17 protein-coding genes are annotated in these 14,898 nt (G+C 68.3%); 12 read left to right on the top strand and 5 right to left on the bottom strand.

What is annotated here, in order from left to right; genetic code table 11:
- Nucleotides 1–63: 63 nt before the first annotated feature.
- Both ccrA and mce read right to left on the bottom strand, forming a co-directional pair.
- A complete protein-coding gene (ccrA, locus tag NJ4_RS21770) occupies nt 64–1,404 on the bottom strand; it encodes a crotonyl-CoA carboxylase/reductase (RefSeq protein ID WP_067440428.1) in 1,341 nt (446 codons plus the stop codon).
- Nucleotides 1,405–1,494: 90 nt separating this feature from the next.
- On the bottom strand, nt 1,495–1,944 hold the full coding sequence (gene mce / locus NJ4_RS21765; RefSeq protein ID WP_067440425.1) for a methylmalonyl-CoA epimerase: 450 nt from the start codon (nt 1,942–1,944) through the stop codon (nt 1,495–1,497).
- A 124-nt stretch (nt 1,945–2,068) separates the two neighbouring features.
- Here mce and NJ4_RS21760 point away from each other — a divergent pair, with 124 nt between their 5' ends.
- The 6 genes from NJ4_RS21760 to NJ4_RS21740 are packed head-to-tail and all read left to right on the top strand — an operon-like array spanning nt 2,069 to nt 7,002.
- Nucleotides 2,069–2,305, top strand: a complete 237-nt coding sequence (locus NJ4_RS21760; RefSeq protein WP_067440422.1) for an acyl carrier protein — start codon at nt 2,069–2,071, stop codon at nt 2,303–2,305.
- 7 nt (nt 2,306–2,312) lie between these two features.
- Nucleotides 2,313–4,010: an HAD-IIIC family phosphatase gene (locus NJ4_RS21755; RefSeq protein WP_067440419.1), complete on the top strand. Its 1,698-nt coding sequence runs from the start codon at nt 2,313–2,315 to the stop codon at nt 4,008–4,010.
- Nucleotides 4,003–5,220, top strand: coding sequence for an MBOAT family O-acyltransferase (locus NJ4_RS21750; protein ID WP_067440416.1), 1,218 nt, complete (start codon nt 4,003–4,005; stop codon nt 5,218–5,220). Before NJ4_RS21755 ends, NJ4_RS21750 begins: the two co-directional genes overlap by 8 nt.
- A complete protein-coding gene (locus tag NJ4_RS21745) occupies nt 5,217–6,413 on the top strand; it encodes a hypothetical protein (RefSeq protein ID WP_067440413.1) in 1,197 nt (398 codons plus the stop codon). Before NJ4_RS21750 ends, NJ4_RS21745 begins: the two co-directional genes overlap by 4 nt.
- A gap of 2 nt (nt 6,414–6,415) precedes the next feature.
- A complete protein-coding gene (locus NJ4_RS25795) occupies nt 6,416–6,574 on the top strand; it encodes a hypothetical protein (protein ID WP_157551286.1) in 159 nt (52 codons plus the stop codon).
- The gene (locus tag NJ4_RS21740) at nt 6,574–7,002 is read left to right on the top strand and encodes a VOC family protein (protein WP_067440410.1); all 429 of its coding nucleotides are present in this window, start codon (nt 6,574–6,576) and stop codon (nt 7,000–7,002) included. The genes NJ4_RS25795 and NJ4_RS21740 overlap by 1 nt, the downstream gene beginning before the upstream one ends.
- Here NJ4_RS21740 and NJ4_RS21735 read toward each other — a convergent pair whose 3' ends face one another.
- Complete coding sequence (locus NJ4_RS21735; protein ID WP_067440407.1) at nt 7,003–7,917, bottom strand: class I SAM-dependent methyltransferase; 915 nt, start codon at nt 7,915–7,917, stop codon at nt 7,003–7,005.
- Nucleotides 7,918–8,095: 178 nt separating this feature from the next.
- On the opposite strand from NJ4_RS21735, the gene NJ4_RS21730 reads away from it, so the two are divergent.
- The 6 genes from NJ4_RS21730 (at nt 8,096) to NJ4_RS21710 (ending at nt 12,922) form a co-directional block, all read left to right on the top strand.
- Complete coding sequence (locus NJ4_RS21730) at nt 8,096–9,298, top strand: acetyl-CoA C-acetyltransferase (protein ID WP_067440404.1); 1,203 nt, start codon at nt 8,096–8,098, stop codon at nt 9,296–9,298.
- A gap of 1 nt (nt 9,299) precedes the next feature.
- Complete coding sequence (gene meaB, locus NJ4_RS21725; protein WP_067440401.1) at nt 9,300–10,301, top strand: methylmalonyl Co-A mutase-associated GTPase MeaB; 1,002 nt, start codon at nt 9,300–9,302, stop codon at nt 10,299–10,301.
- Nucleotides 10,302–10,419: 118 nt separating this feature from the next.
- Nucleotides 10,420–10,590 (top strand): hypothetical protein, encoded by a 171-nt coding sequence (locus tag NJ4_RS25790; protein ID WP_157551285.1) that lies wholly within the window; start codon nt 10,420–10,422, stop codon nt 10,588–10,590.
- Nucleotides 10,591–10,598: 8 nt separating this feature from the next.
- A complete protein-coding gene (locus NJ4_RS21720; RefSeq protein ID WP_067440398.1) occupies nt 10,599–11,120 on the top strand; it encodes a PH domain-containing protein in 522 nt (173 codons plus the stop codon).
- A gap of 2 nt (nt 11,121–11,122) precedes the next feature.
- A complete protein-coding gene (locus NJ4_RS21715; RefSeq protein ID WP_067440395.1) occupies nt 11,123–11,611 on the top strand; it encodes a MarR family winged helix-turn-helix transcriptional regulator in 489 nt (162 codons plus the stop codon).
- 24 nt (nt 11,612–11,635) lie between these two features.
- On the top strand, nt 11,636–12,922 hold the full coding sequence (locus NJ4_RS21710) for a hypothetical protein (RefSeq protein ID WP_067440391.1): 1,287 nt from the start codon (nt 11,636–11,638) through the stop codon (nt 12,920–12,922).
- Between the two features lie 40 nt (nt 12,923–12,962).
- Here NJ4_RS21710 and NJ4_RS21705 read toward each other — a convergent pair whose 3' ends face one another.
- Both NJ4_RS21705 and NJ4_RS21700 read right to left on the bottom strand, forming a co-directional pair.
- Nucleotides 12,963–14,012, bottom strand: coding sequence for a serine/threonine-protein kinase (locus NJ4_RS21705; RefSeq protein WP_067440388.1), 1,050 nt, complete (start codon nt 14,010–14,012; stop codon nt 12,963–12,965).
- Between the two features lie 46 nt (nt 14,013–14,058).
- Complete coding sequence (locus NJ4_RS21700; RefSeq protein WP_067440385.1) at nt 14,059–14,814, bottom strand: SDR family NAD(P)-dependent oxidoreductase; 756 nt, start codon at nt 14,812–14,814, stop codon at nt 14,059–14,061.
- Nucleotides 14,815–14,898: the final 84 nt, after the last annotated feature.

Here is a 14,898-nt window from a genome sequence, read left to right as displayed (position 1 = left end):
GGACGAAACAGAACACACCCCGGCTCGCGCACTGCGCGCGAACCGGGGTGTGATTTGGGTGAATCAGATGCCGCGGAACGCGTTGATCTTGTCCAGGTGCTTCTCGCGGAGCTCGGTGTTGATCACGCCGAGGCCCTCCTCGGGTGAGAGTGCGAGTACGCCGACCTTGCCCTGGTGCTTGTTGTGGTGCACGTCCAGGGCGGCCTGACCGACCTGGTCGAGGGTGTAGGTGCGCGACAGGGTCGGGTGGATCTTGCCCTGGGCGATGAGGCGGTTGGCCTCCCACGACTCACGGTAGTTGGCGAAGTGGCTGGAGACGATCCGCTTGAGGTTCATCCACAGGTAGCGGTTGTCGTACTCGTGCATGTAGCCCGTGGTCGAGGCGCAGGTGGTGATGGTGCCGCCCTTGCGGGTGACGAACACCGACGCGCCGAAGGTCTCGCGCCCCGGGTGCTCGAAGACGATGTCGATGTCCTCGCCGCCGGTCAGCTCGCGGATCTTCTTGCCCAGGCGCAGCCATTCCTTGGGGTTCTGCTCGGTGCCCTCGTCGTTCCAGAACTTCCAGTTCTCCTCGGAACGGTTGATGATCAGCTCGGCGCCCATCTTGCGGCAGATCTCAGCCTTCTCCTCGTTGGAGACGACACAGATGGGTGTGGCGCCGCCGTTGAGGGCGTACTGCGTGGCGAAGCCACCCAGGCCACCGGACGCGCCCCAGATCAGGACGTTGTCGCCCTGCTTCATCTGGCCGCCGTTCTTGGAGACCAGCTGGCGGTAGGCGGTGGAGTTGACCAGACCGGGGGAGGCGGACTCCTCCCAGGTGAGGTGCTCGGGCTTGGGCATCAGCTGGTTCGACTTGACCAGGGCGATGTGGGCGAGGCCACCGAAGTTGGTCTCGAAGCCCCAGATGCGCTGCTCGGGGTCGAGCATCGAGTCGTTGTGGCCGTCGGCGCTCTCCATCTCCACCGAGAGGCAGTGGGCGACCACGCGGTCGCCGGCCTTCCACTTGGTCACCCCGGCACCGGTCTTGAGCACGACGCCCGACAGGTCGGAGCCGACCACGTGGTAGGGCAGGTCGTGGCGCTTGGTCAGCTCGGAGAGTCGGCCGTAGCGCTCGAGGAACCCGAAGGTGGAGACCGGCTCGAAGATCGAGGTCCACACGGTGTTGTAGTTGATCGCCGAGGCCATCACGGCGACGTACGCCTCGCCGGGACCGAGCTCGGGCAGGGCGACGTCCTCCACATGGAGCGACTTGCGGGGGTCCTTCTCCTTGCTGGGGATGCCCTCGAACATGTCGACCTCGTCCTTGTGGACGGTCACCGCCTTGTAGGACTCGGGCAGGTCGAGGTTGGCGAAGTCCTCAGTGGCGGTGTCGCCGGCGAGGATTGCGTCAAGAATGTGCTGCACTGCGGAACTCCCTGATCAGTTCAGTGGCGTGGTGATTGGGCACAACGTACCGGCCAGTCACCTCGCTTGGGCGTCTGTGAGACGGACGTCTCAGGAGTGCGGCTCGGCGGCGGGTTCGACCAGTTCGACCAGGACGCCACCGGCGTCCTTGGGGTGGATGAAGTTGACCCGGGAGTTCGAGGTGCCTCGCTTGGGGGCGTCGTAGAGCAGCCGCAGGCCGCGTTCGCGCAGGATGGTGGCGACCTGCTCCACGTCGGTGACCCGGTAGGCCAGCTGCTGCAGCCCCGGGCCCGAACGGTCGAGGAACTTCGCGATCGTCGAGCTCTCGTTGAGCGGTGCCAGCAGCTGGATGCACGAGCCGGAGTCGCCCACGGCGACCATGGCCTCACGCACGCCCTGCTCCTCGTTGACCTCCTCGTGAACGACTTCCATGCCGAAGTTGTCGCGGTAGAAGGCGGTTGCCACGTCCAGGTCGGGTACGGCGATGCCGACGTGGTCGATGGCGGTGAACAGGTGGTCGGGAATACCCAGGGCAGTCATGCGCGACATCATGGCGGGCCGGGGGCGACACCTCAATGCCCTGTGACAAGGGTGACAGGAGCGCCGGTGCCGGAGTGCTATGTTGGCCGCGCTCAGGGCCCGTACGACTCCAGGGGAAGTCCACATGTCAGACCGTTTGCTCGAAGTGTTCTCAGTGGGCCTGTCCATCTCGGCCGACGAACTGCACGACGACATCAGTCCGAGCAACACCACCGCCTGGGACTCGTTGGCCGCCATGGAGATGGTGACGCTGATCGAGGACGAGTTCGACGTGCGGCTCAAGGTTGCCGAGATCATGAAGATGCGCTCCATCGGGCTGGCGCGTTCAGTCCTGCGTGGCAAGGGTGTCGAGGGCATCTGAGCGCCACGTGACGTCTCAGCCGCAACGCACGCTGATCGGCCTGACCGCGACGTTCACAGCCCAGCCGCTGATCAGACCGCTGCTGGCAGCCATCGAGGCGGCCGGAGGAGCGGGCGCTGACGCCGAGGTGGTCGTGGCCGACTACAACCAGGTCCACCAGACCCTGATGGACCCGGGCTCGAGCTTCGACCGACCGCCGGACCGGTTGCTGGTGATGTGGCGCATCGAGGACCTCTTCGGGTCCGCGCTCACGGCGTGGCTGGTCGACTCCGGTGAACCGACCGAGCTCACGGACGACGTACGCCAGCTCGGCGCGCTGGTCGGTCAGGTCGCGGCGGGTGGGGTGCCCGTGGTGGCGACGGTCCCACCTGTGCCGCATCTCGCGTGGCTCGATCCGCTCGACACCCGCAGCAGCATCCGGGTGACCGTGCTGCACGGCCAACTGGTTGCGGCGTTCCTCGACGGCATCGGCGCTGCTCCGGTGACACTGGTCGACCTGTGCGCCCTCGAGCGTCGGCACGGGACGGAGCGGGCCCACGACACGCGCAACGACCTGATGTACCACCAGCCGTTCACCGGTGAGTTCTCCCGAGCCCTGGGCACGCTGGTCGGCGAGGCCCTGGCCGGGCTCGGGCGTCCCGTCCCCAAGGTCCTCGCCGTCGACGCCGACAACACCCTGTGGGGTGGCATCGTGGGCGAGGACGGTGCGGCCGGGATCGTTGTCGGTGACAGTTTTCCGGGCAGCGGCTTCCGGGCGCTCCAGCAGGGGTTGGCCTACCAGGCAGCCAACGGTGCGGTCTTGGCCCTGGTCAGCAAGAACAACGAATCGGACGTCGACGAGGTCTTCGACAGCCGGTCGGGTGACATGGTCCTGGGTCGTGCCAGCTTCGCCGCTCGGCGGGTCAACTGGGACAGCAAGGCCGACAACATCCGCAGCATCGCCGACGAGCTCAACCTGTCCGTCGACAGCTTCGTGTTCATCGACGACAACGACGTCGAGCTCGAGGAAGTGCGCCAGCGGCTCCCCGGAGTCCGGGTCGTCAAGGTCAGCGACGAGCCCTCGGAGATCGCCGAGCTCACCGCCACCCTGACCGGCTTCCGGTTCGCCCGGGTCTCGAGCGAGGACCGGGAGCGCACCGGGATGTTCCAGGTCGAGGCGGAACGCCGCTCCGCTGCGGCGGAGGCACCCTCCCACGCCGACTTCCTCGCGTCGCTGGCGCTCACGGTCCGGCTCTTCGAGCCGACCGAGGCCCATGTCGCGCGGGTGGCACAGCTGATCAACAAGACCAACCAGTTCAACCTGACCACCGTGCGTCGCGACGATGCCGAGGTGGCGGCCCTGGTGGCCTCGGCGTCGCACCGTGTCTACGCGGCCGAGGTGAGCGACAGGTTCGGCGGCTACGGGCTCGTGGCGGTGGCCGTCGTGGAGTGCGGCGCCACCCGCTGGACCGTCGACACCTTGCTGATGAGCTGCCGGGTGCTGCGCCGAGGCGTCGAGGACGCGATCCTGCAGGGCATCGCCGAGGACGCAGCGGTGGCGGGGGCGTCGACCGTGCGCGGCCGCTACCGGCCCAGTCCGAAGAACGGCCAGGTGGCGACCTTCTACACCGACCGGGGATTCCGGGAGATCGGGGAGGGTGAGTACGACGCCCGGCTGCCGCTCGCGCTCGAGGCCGAGCACGTGACGGTGCTCCGCGATGCTTGACACCGACCCGTTCGTCTACTTCTCGGACCTGCTCGTCCTCATGGCCGTGGTCGTGCCGATCTACTACCTCGTGCCGTGGGCCTGGGCGCGCCAGCTCGTGCTCGGGCTCACCGGCAGCTATCTGACTTTCCTGATCGCGCCGCGGCTGCTGCTCTTCTTCGTGATCTTCTGGCTGCTGGTCTACGGACTGCAGCATGCCGCCACCCTGTTCCGGGACCGGCGGGCGAGCTGGGTCTGGACCACCCTGCTGATCGGCCTCGCCCTGACGCCGATGCTGGCCTGGAAGCTGTTTCCCGAGTGGGCGGTGCCGGACTTCAACGAGCGCTTCCACGAGCTGGTCACGTGGCTCAACCCCTGGACCGGCGCGATCGACCGGGTACGCAGCCTGATCCTCCCCATCGGTCTCAGCTTCGCGACGTTCCGGGCGATCGACCAGCTGATCAAGGTGCGCCTCGAGATCGTGGAACCGCTCAGCCCGCTACGACAGTTCGCCTTCGCGTTCTTCCCGTCGGTGCTGGTGATCGGCCCGGTGATCGAGTACACCGAGATCGAGGAGGGCCTGACCCGGCGCACGAGATGGGACCCCCAGGACACACTGAGCGGGCTGCTCACGATCGCGCTGGGGGCGGTCAAGGTGTTCGGCGCGGCCTACCTCCTGCGCGGCAGCCAGGGAGTCTTCGCCCTGGAGACCCGTGACGGCTCACCGCTGGAGTACTGGCTGGAGCTGGCGATGTATGCCTGGTACTTCTTCTTCAACTTCTCGGGTTTCTCCGACATGGCCATCGGATGCGCCCGCATCTTCGGCTACCGACTGGCACCGAACTTCAACAACCCCTACCTGAAGACGAACCCGCAGGACTTCTGGAACAGCTGGCACATGAGCCTGACCAGGTTCGCGCAGCGCAACGTCTTCGTGCCCATGGGCGGCATGCGAGCCCGCACCCAGTACGTCGCCATCGCGGCCACCATGATGGTGATCGCGCTGTGGCACGACGTGAGCGTTCCGCTGGTGATCTTCGGCGTCTACCACTCGGTCGGGCTGATCGCGCACCGCCGGTGGGTGGCCAGTCGTCCGGTGTCCGCCGACCGGTCCCTGGCCCGGCGGGTCGGCGCGAACGTCGTGTTCTTCGGCTACTTCCTGCTCAGCCTGCCGCTGCTGAGCCTGGAACTCGCCACACTTCCGGACTTCTACGGCAGGCTGTTCTCATGATCGCTGACCGCCTGCTCGAGTGGCTGCGCCACGTGGTCGGCTACGCGCCGACCAGGTGGTCGGTCGCGCGTATCGCGGTGTTCACCGTCGGTGGTCTGTTGCTGGCCTCGCTGGTTGTTCCTGCGCGTCCGGCGAGCATCGCGGATGCGCCGTACAACCGGCTGGCGACCCGTCACGCGCGCAACGTGGCACTCCCGTTCGGTGACACGCGCGGGTTCAACCCGCCCCCGCATCCCAAGGCGTTCCGGATGGCCTGGATCGGTGGGTCCGAGATGTTGGGCAAGGGTCGCAAGCACGGGGGACTCATTCCGGCCAAGGTCACCACCAAGATCGGCAGTGTCGACGGGAAACGGGTGACGACCGACATCTACTACATGAACGCGATCCGGCTCGTCGACCAGCTGAGCGCCCTGACCCGTGCCCTGGCGTCGAAGCCCGACGTGGTCGTGATCAGCCTGAACCCGGTGTGGGTGATGAACGACAGCGCGGTCCAGCAGTGGGGCTACCTCGACGGGATGCTGGCCAAGAACAGCCGCACCACACCCTCGATGTGGCCCGTGGTCGCCTCCCTGGTCAGCCCCGGCGACGTGGGCTGGCAGGCCCTCGCCGAGGTCAGCAGGCCGATCTTCGATCGCTTCCACTGGGGCCTGGAGATGAAGTCGAAGACCGACGGGTTCTCCTTCCTGGACGAGGTGAAGGGTGCCGAAGAGCCGCCGCTGACCGAGCTGGGCGAGCTCGCCGCACGACGGCCGGTCGACTTCTTCTTCGAGCACGACGAGATATCGCGGAGCACCGACTCCGTCACCGGGTCCCAGTTCAACCTGCTCCTGCGCGAGATCAGGTCGAAGTCGTCGTTCAACAGGGCGGTGCTGCGCCAGATGCTGAAGATCGTGCACAAGGCCGGTGTCGACGCCTACTTCTACCTGCCGCCCATCGCGTCGCAGGCCTACAAGATGCCCAGGGTCCACCGGTACGTCGACGAGCTCAGGGACCAGCTGGCCGACGCAGCGGAGGGCGAGACCGACCAGCACGTGGTCTTCGACCCGCAGGGACTTCAGGACCGGGTCGAGGACACCAAGTACGAGGACCTGGTGCACGTGTACGACCCGCGTCCCGTGACCCGGGTGCTCACCAGTGACCTGTGCCGACTGCTGACGGAATGGGGTCGAGACCCCGCATGCAAGGGAGAGTGACCGTGCGAACCGAAGAGTCGACCACCGAGCCCCGGCGTCCCGCCGGGCTGCCCGTCAGGCTGGGCGTCGAACTGCTCATCGGCCTGGGCCTGGCCGCGATTCTGGTGCTGGTCGCCTGGGCGTCGAGCGACGCCATCCGCTTCGTGTACGGCGGCTACTGATGCCGGCGATCGGAGGCGACGAGACGACTGGACCCGGTCTGCATCACGTCGGGTTCGTCGTACCCAAGATGGAGCCCGGCATCCGGCGCTTCGTCGACGCCGGGGGAGAGGTGCTGCTGGGGCCCACCGACGACCACCAGCTCCACGTCACCTGTGTGCTGATCCGGTTGCCGGAGGGGGTCGACGTCGAGCTCGTGGCGCCCCTGGCCGACGCCGAGTCTCCGCTCACCGCTCGGCTCAAGCGCGGCGGCGGGCTCGATCACCTGTGCTTCTGGGTCGACGACCTGGACGCGTCGCTGGCCCGGGAGATCGAGAACGACGCGATGCTGCTGGTGCCGCCGACGTACGCCGTCACCTTCGACTCGACGGTCGCGTTCGTGCAGCGTCGCGGCGGTCTGGTCGTGGAGCTGATGGGTGCGAAACGCTGATCAGGCGCCGGTCCGGGCCAGCACGTAGGCCACGTTGATCGGGAGGTCCTGCTCGCGGGACTCCTCGAGCGTCTTGCCCTCGTAGGGGAGGCGCAGCGGCTCGACGATCGTCAGACCGCTGGCAACGATCATGTCCTCGAGCTCATCGGTGGTCCGCCACAGGTAGATGTGGTCGACGGCCGGGGCGTTGATGCAGGTCGTGATGAAGATGTAGGCGTCGTCCTTGGCCAGCTCGGCGATCCGGCGCAGGAACACCTCGGGCTGCTCCACGTGCTCGAGCACCTCGCCCATCACGACCGCGTCGAAGGATCCGGGCTCGAGGTCCTCGGCCTCGAGGAAGTCGCGCAGCTCGACCTTCGCCGGTGCCTCGGGGTGGAAGTGCTCGACGATCGTGCGGGTCTGCTCGACACTGGCCGCGGACAGGTCGACACCGAGGAACTCGTCGAACGCGCCGACCTCGATCGCGGCCAGGAGCAGGAACCCGTGGCCGGGGCCGACCTCGAGATAGCGTCCCGAGCGGTTGCGTGGCAGCGTGCGATGGAGCAACCGGGCCATCTCGACGTGGTTGGGCCACAGGAAGTTCGTGATGGCCAGGCCGTACATGTAGCGGTCCATGTAGTCGCGGTCGTGATAGACGGACTCGGCCACCTCCGCGAACGTGGAGTGCCGGTAGCTGCCGTGCTCCCGGAAGTAGATCTGCTCCTCGAGGGTGTCACCCAGGATCGTCAGGTAGCTCTCGGCCAGATAGTCGAGCTGCAGGCCCTTGCCCTGGCAGAACTGGAGGTAGCCGTCGAGGCGGGTCCGCTCCTCGGGCGTGGCGCCCCCGATCGCCTGGTCCAGGAACCCCCGGTGGACGGGGTACTGCTCGGCGATGTTCTCGATCAGGCTGTCGACGAGGGCAGTGGAGTCGCTCATGCCTGTGCACGCTACAGCCGCAACCTCGTGGTGGCCCGCGACAGACGGTCGGCGAGTCGGAGGGCGTGGTCGGCCCACGGACGTGACGACGTCCACATCCGGGACACATGTTGCTCACCGCACTGGCAGGGATAGGCTCGAAAGCATTCCATTCGTGTTAGCTGCAGGAGGAACCATCATGTCGTCCACGTCCGGCGGATCCGTCATCGTTGCTGGGGCGCGCACGCCCGTCGGCCGCCTCCTCGGTGGTCTCAAGAGCCTGTCTGCTGCCGACCTCGGCGGCGTCGCCATCAAGGGGGCCCTGGAGAAGGCCGGCGTTGCCGGTGACCAGGTCGACTACGTGATCATGGGTCACGTCATCCAGGCCGGTGCCGGCCAGATCACCGCCCGCCAGGCCTCGGTCAAGGGCGGCATCCCGATGAACGTCCCGGCGATCACGATCAACAAGGTCTGTCTCTCCGGCATCAACGCGATCGCCCTCGCCGACCAGCTGATCCGCGCCGGCGAGCACGACATCGTCGTTGCCGGCGGCATGGAGTCGATGACCAACGCTCCCCACGTGTTGCCCAAGTCCCGCGAGGGCTTCAAGTACGGCGACGTCTCGCTGGTCGACTCGATGGCCTACGACGCGCTCTACGACCAGTTCACCGACCAGCCGATGGGCAACCTGACCGAGTCCTGCAACTCCGCCGGCACCAAGCTGAGCCGCGAGGAGCAGGACGAGTTCTCGGCCCGCTCGCACCAGCTCGCCGCGACCGCCTGGAAGAACGGCGTCTTCGACGACGAGGTCGTGCCGGTCACGATCTCCTCGCGCAAGGGTGACGTCACGGTCAGCCAGGACGAAGGCATCCGTGGCGACACCACCGCCGAGTCGCTGGGTGGCCTGCGCCCCGCGTTCGACAAGTCGGGCACGATCACCGCCGGCTCCTCGTCGCAGATCTCCGACGGCGCTGCTGCCGTCGTGGTGATGAGCAAGGCCAAGGCCGAGGAGCTCGGCCTCGAGTGGCTCGCCGAGATCGGGGCCAGCGGCCAGGTCGCCGGCCCCGACTCCACCCTGCAGCTGCAGCCGGCCAACGCCATCGCGAAGGCCGCCGAGAAGCAGGGCATCGCGGTCAGCGACATCGACCTCTTCGAGCTCAACGAGGCGTTCGCCGCCGTGGGCATCGAGTCGGCCCGCCAGCTCGGTGTCTCCGAGGACAAGGTCAACGTCAACGGCGGCGCGATCGCGATCGGCCACCCGGTCGGCATGTCGGGTGCCCGCATCGTGCTGCACCTCGCGCTCGAGCTCCAGCGTCGCGGCGGTGGCACCGGTGCGGCTGCCCTGTGCGGCGGCGGCGGTCAGGGCGACGCCCTGATCATCAAGGTCCCCGCGAAGGCCTGACTTGGTCTCCACACCTGACGCAGCGACGGCCGGCCGACCCCGTGGTCGGTCGGCCGTCGCCGTCCCCGAGCTCGTCGAGAAGGCGCGTGCCGGTGATCTGCGCTCGGTCGGGCGCCTGATCTCGCTGGTGGAGGACGAGTCGCCCCTGCTGCGTGAGGTGATGGCGCTGCTCGCGCCCCACGCGGGGCACGCGAAGGTCGTCGGCATCACCGGATCACCGGGCGTGGGCAAGTCGACCACCACCAGTGCGCTGGTCACCGAGCTGCGCCGAGCCGGGCAGCGCGTCGGCGTTCTCGCGATCGATCCGTCCTCCCCGTTCTCCGGCGGGGCGCTGCTCGGTGACCGGGTGCGCATGGGCGACCACGCAGTCGACAAGGACGTCTTCATCCGGTCGATGGCCGCGCGCGGCCATCTCGGCGGCCTGTCCTGGAGCACTCCGCAGGCACTGCGCGTGCTCGACGCGGCGGGGTACGACGTGATCATCGTCGAGACGGTCGGCGTGGGCCAGAGCGAGGTCGAGGTCGCCGGTCTGGCCGACACCACCATCGTGCTGCTCGCGCCCGGCATGGGAGACGGCATCCAGGCAGCCAAGGCCGGCATCCTCGAGATCGGCGACCTCTACGTGGTGAACAAGGCCGACCGCGACGGAGCGGCCACGGTGCGCCGTGACCTGCGTGGGGCGCTGGCACTGTCGCAGCGCCCCGAAGGCGCGTGGAAGCCGCCGATCCTGATGACGACCGCACAGAACGGCGAGGGTCTGGCCGAGGTCGCGACCGCGATCGAGGAGCACCACGCCTGGCTGGAGCAGACCGGTGAGCTGCTGCGTCGTCGTACCCGGCGCGCCCGGGACGAGATCGAGGCGATCGCGGTGACCACGCTGCGGCAACGCTGGGCGGGGCTGGGCCGACACGCTGAGCTCGACGGCCTCGCCGAGCAGGTCGCGCGCGGCGAGACCGGCCCCTGGGCCGCAGCCGACGTGTTGCTGGCCAGCCACCTGGAGTGACCGGTGCCCGGGCGCGCCTCCGAGACACGTGGCCCGTGAGTTGCCACAATGACCGGGCATGCGTTTTCGACGCGCATCGAGGCACGCCCCGACGATTCACCTGAGGATGGAGATAGAGATGGACGCCAAGAAAGGCGTACTCGCCGTCGTCGTCCTGTTCATCGGCTTCTACATGTTCAAGGACCCCAGCGGCCTCGCCGAGCTGGCCAGCGCCGGTGCCGGTGAGGGCTGGGGACTGACCACCCAACTGTTCGAGGCGACGATCCGCTTCCTCAACGAGCTGTTCTAGGCGCCCTCATGGGGTTGTCCAAGGCCCTCACGGACCCGAACATCCGCAAGCACCTCCTCCGCGACGAGGGCGAGGTGATCGTGGATGAGGTCATGCACCACTGGATCGTCTACACGCTCCCGGTGCTCGAGGTGCTGCTCGCCGTCGGGCTGCTGGTCGTCTTCCCGTTCATCGATCTCGACCTGGCCTGGTTTCCCTTCCTGCTCGCCTTCGTGATCCTGGGCCACGCCGCCTGGAAGACCTTGGCCTACTTCAGGGACCGCTTCGTGATCACCAACATGCGCGTCTTCCGGGTGCACGGCGTGCTCAGCCAGAACCTCGCCACGATGCCCTTGAGCCGCATCCTGGACATCACCGTGGTCAAGCCGTTCCAGGGCCGCATCATCGGCTACGGCCACTTCGTCTTCGAGTCCGCTGCCCAGGAGCAGGGGCTGCGCGACATCCGCTTCGTCGGCCACCCCGATCAGCGCGACCTCTCCATCCAGAGGGTCGTCCAGCGTTCCGGCCTTCGCGGCCCGAAGGTGAACTAGTCATGACTCTCGAATTCGACCCGATCGACGAAGCGGCCCGGCAGTGGGATCTGCGTTGGGAGGGCGTCACCGCGATGCACGCGGTCACCTCGCTGATGCGCGTGCAACAGCTCGTGATCGGGCGTCTCGATGCGCTCCTGAGGCCCCACGGCCTCACCTTCGCCCGGTACGAGGCGCTCGTGCTGCTGGTCTTCTCCTCCCGCGGGTCCCTGCCGTTGGGCAAGATGGGGGAGCGGTTGCAGGTGCACCCCACCTCGGTCACCTCGATCGTCAACCGGCTGGAGGCCTCGGGTCACGTCGTACGCCGCAGGCACCCCGACGACGGCCGCACCGTGCTGGCCGAGATCACCGATACCGGCCGGGCAGTCGTCGAGGCTGCCACCGCCGATCTGACCGCCTCCGGTTTCGCCCTCGACTCCATGGACGACGAGGGGCTGGCGCGGCTGTCCGAGCTGTTGCGTCCGGTGCGCCACGCGGCGGGTGATTTCTGAGTCATGCTGGGTAGGGTGCCGGGCGTGATCGTGATCCCGGGTTCCGTCGTACGCCGTGCGGCCGCGCTCGCGCTGGTGGGTGTCGTGGCGATGGCCCCCGCTGCCGGCGCCGACCCTGGAGACCCGGTCGACCTGGGTGGCACGCCGGTGACTCCCAGCAATGACCCGAAGCACACGACGCAGCTCGAGGCCGGGCTGTGGAGCACCACCCTCGCCGCCGGTGACTCGGTGCCGCAGCAGTTCTCCTACGAGCGCACCGAGGACTACAGCTCGGTGCACGTCTCGGTCACCGCGACACCGTTGTCGAGCGGCGAGTCCGTCACGCTGGAGGCGTTCCTCCCTGACGGCACCTCGTGCGGCAGCGAGAGCGCGAGCGCCGACTACTCCGCACCCTTCACCGCGATCGGCGTCGACCTCCAGATCGGCCCGGACAACGCCACCGACCTCAACGGTGAGTGCCTGCGCACCGATCGGCTGCGGCTCACTGTCGGCCCCTCAGGCACCACACGCACCAGCGAGACCGACCTGCCGATGACGATCAAGGTGGTCGAGGAGAGTCCGCTCAAGAATCCGGACTCCGCGGCGGAGACCCTGCCCGCACCGCCAGAGACAGCACCGGCCTTCCGGGCACCGGCAGGGGGCGAGGACCGCGGAGCGGTCGACGGCGCACTGTCGTTCGACCAGGCTCCGCTGCTGACGTCGGGCACCTACTCCTCGTCGATCGCCGAGGGCGACCAGCGCCTCTACCGCGTGCACCTCGAGTGGGGCCAGACCCTGGCCGCGCGACTCGACGTCGAGGCCTGGTCCGCGAGCGAGCTCGAGGTGTTCGGCTACTCCGGGCCCACCGTCACACTGGGTGTCTACAACCCGATGCGCCGTGACCTCGACGCCGACTTCGACGACCTCACGGACTACGGTTCGGTGGGCGATGAGCGCCTCGAGCTGAGCGCCGGTGTCGGGCCCGTGCGCTACCTGAACCGCTACGACGACGCGAACAGCTATCTGCCCGGTGACTACTACGTCAGCGTGACGGTGCCGGCGCCGACGGACCGCAGGCCGGAGTCCATCCCGTTCTCGTTGAGCGTCGAGTCACAGGGTGACATCGCCGGCGTCCCGGCGTACGCCGACGACAAGCCGTTCCTGGTGGGTGACGGCAAGCGGTCGAAGGTTGCCTCAGGGAACCCTGCTCCGCCGGCCGACTCGACCGGCTGGTTCGACACCAGGCACGTGTCGGGTCTCGGCGTCGGTGCGTTCGGGCTGCTGTGCCTGGGTCTCGGCGCGGTGCTGCTGCACCGGCGGCGTACTGCCTGACGCGCGACCAGTGAGCAGGACGCCCCGTGCCGGAGAGGGCTCAGGAGAGCAGCAGCCAGCCCGCAACGAGCAGGGCGACCAGCCCGACCAGCAGCAGGAGGTAGGCCGGAGTGCGCGTGGCCGCGGCGTCTCCGTGGCCGTGGGGCGCGGTCAGGAATCGGGTCTGCGCACCGTGCTGGACCCTGGTCGCCGCGGCGGTGCCGTGGTCGAGGCGAGTGGGGGCGGCGGTCGTGTCCGCGGCGACCGGTTCGGTCAGGTCGGCGAACAGATCGCGTACGACGACCGCCTCATCCGGCTGCGGAGGAAGCGCGTCGAGGTTCAACGAAGCCAGATCGGCGCGCATGGCGGCGGCCGATTCGGGGCGGCTGGCGGGGTCCTCGCTCGTGGCTCGGCCGAGCAGGTCGAGCAGTGCGTTGCGGTGCGGGTCGTCGGTGCGGAGCGCGGTCGCCTCGACATGGGGCGTGTCGGCCGACGGTCGCTCGCCGGTCAGCATCTCCAGGCCGACTCGGCCCACTGAGTAGAGGTCGGAGCGGAAGTCGGGGTCAGCACCGTGCCACTGCTCCGGTGCCATGTAGCCGGGGCTGCCGATCACCATGGAGGCCCGGGTCATCCGCGGCTCGTCGAGAGGCGCCGCGATGCCGAAGTCGGTCAGTCGCAGGTGCGGCCGGCCGGAGCCCGTGGGCTCGAGCAGCAGGTTGGCCGGCTTCAGGTCCCGGTGGACGATGCCGGCACCGTGCACCGCCTCGAGTGCGTGGAGAGTCTGGTCGACCAGGAGCGCGACCCACCGCACGGGCAGGGCGCCGTACTCCTTGATCAGGCCGGCCACCGAGCCGCCGCGCACCAGCGGCATCGTGAACAGCACCCGGTCGTCCATGCCGGCCCACGACTGCGGCGTGACCACGTGCAGGTGGTCGATGCGCATCGACTGCTCGCGCACGAAGCGGAGCAGGGACGCAGCGTCGGACTGACGCAGGATCTTGGCTGCCTTGACCTGGTGGTCGTTCAGGTCGAGCACGCACCAGACCGTGCCCATGCCGCCCATGGCGATCGGGTCGAGGAGCTCGTACCTGCCTGCGAAGACTTCACCCACGAGAAGGAACCCTAGGCCATGCCCCCATGAGTCAGAAGGTGATGAGTCAGTAGGCGATGCGTGCGCCGCCGGCGCCGCTGCCGTTGACCATCAGGGTCTGCCCGGTGATGAACGCGGACCCGGTGCTGGCCAGGAACAGCACGGCGGACGTCACGTCCTGGAGTGTGCCGGTGCGTTGAGTTCTCGTTCGGGTCAGGAGGGGGCCGGACTGCCGATCGATCTGCACGCGAAGCTGGCTCTGACGCGGGACCATCACGGTCGAGGCGACGCCGTTGACGCGGACGCCGTTGGCGGCCCACGCCGCCGCCAGACGCGCGGTGCCGTTGAGCATCTCCGTGTGCGCATTGGCCGCGCCGACGGCCATCTCGCACCAGCGGCGCACGTGGTGGGTGTTGACCACGGCGCCCCCGCCGCGCATCGAGCTCTCCGCGAGACGGTGGCGCAGGCGATGGGTCAGCTGGCTCGGGCCGAGCAGACCCAGACGCACCGAGTGGGAGACGAACTCCTGCTCGTGGACGTCGCTGGAGTGCGGGATGCGCGCACCGGCGGCGTTGACGACGATGTCGACCGCGCCGACCTGCTCGGCGACCCGCACGATCGAGTCGTGGCTGGTGAGGTCGAGGCGCAAGTAGGAGAAGGCATCGAGCCGGACGTCGTAGGCCGAGGTCAGGGACTGGGTGCCGGTGACGGTGACGGCGGCACCGGACCGCTGGAAGCTGCGGGCCACCTGGTGCCCGAGACCCCGGGTGCCGCCAACCACGAGCACGCGTCGTCCGCTGAAGTCGTACGACGGGACGCCCACGTGCTCTCCTCCCGAGAATCGACGATCTGGTGACGGTGGCCGCTGGTGGCGCGTGCAGTCACCTCGGTGTGTGCGTCGGAACGC

The sequence above is a fragment of the Nocardioides jensenii JCM 1364 = NBRC 14755 genome (genome assembly GCF_001552535.1).
GTDB classification, from domain to species: Bacteria; Actinomycetota; Actinomycetes; order Propionibacteriales; family Nocardioidaceae; genus Nocardioides; species Nocardioides jensenii.
This window is presented reverse-complemented; position numbering and strand designations above follow the sequence as displayed.

Coding starts and splice junctions, on each gene's coding strand:
- NJ4_RS21735 (WP_067440407.1), bottom strand. CDS start 7,917: ATGAGCGACTCCACTGCCCTCGTCGACAGCCTGATCGAGAACATCGCC.
- NJ4_RS25790 (WP_157551285.1), top strand. CDS start 10,420: ATGGACGCCAAGAAAGGCGTACTCGCCGTCGTCGTCCTGTTCATCGGC.
- NJ4_RS21730 (WP_067440404.1), top strand. CDS start 8,096: ATGTCGTCCACGTCCGGCGGATCCGTCATCGTTGCTGGGGCGCGCACG.
- NJ4_RS21715 (WP_067440395.1), top strand. CDS start 11,123: ATGACTCTCGAATTCGACCCGATCGACGAAGCGGCCCGGCAGTGGGAT.
- NJ4_RS21750 (WP_067440416.1), top strand. CDS start 4,003: ATGCTTGACACCGACCCGTTCGTCTACTTCTCGGACCTGCTCGTCCTC.
- NJ4_RS21740 (WP_067440410.1), top strand. CDS start 6,574: ATGCCGGCGATCGGAGGCGACGAGACGACTGGACCCGGTCTGCATCAC.
- NJ4_RS21760 (WP_067440422.1), top strand. CDS start 2,069: ATGTCAGACCGTTTGCTCGAAGTGTTCTCAGTGGGCCTGTCCATCTCG.
- mce (WP_067440425.1), bottom strand. CDS start 1,944: ATGACTGCCCTGGGTATTCCCGACCACCTGTTCACCGCCATCGACCAC.
- NJ4_RS21720 (WP_067440398.1), top strand. CDS start 10,599: ATGGGGTTGTCCAAGGCCCTCACGGACCCGAACATCCGCAAGCACCTC.
- NJ4_RS21745 (WP_067440413.1), top strand. CDS start 5,217: ATGATCGCTGACCGCCTGCTCGAGTGGCTGCGCCACGTGGTCGGCTAC.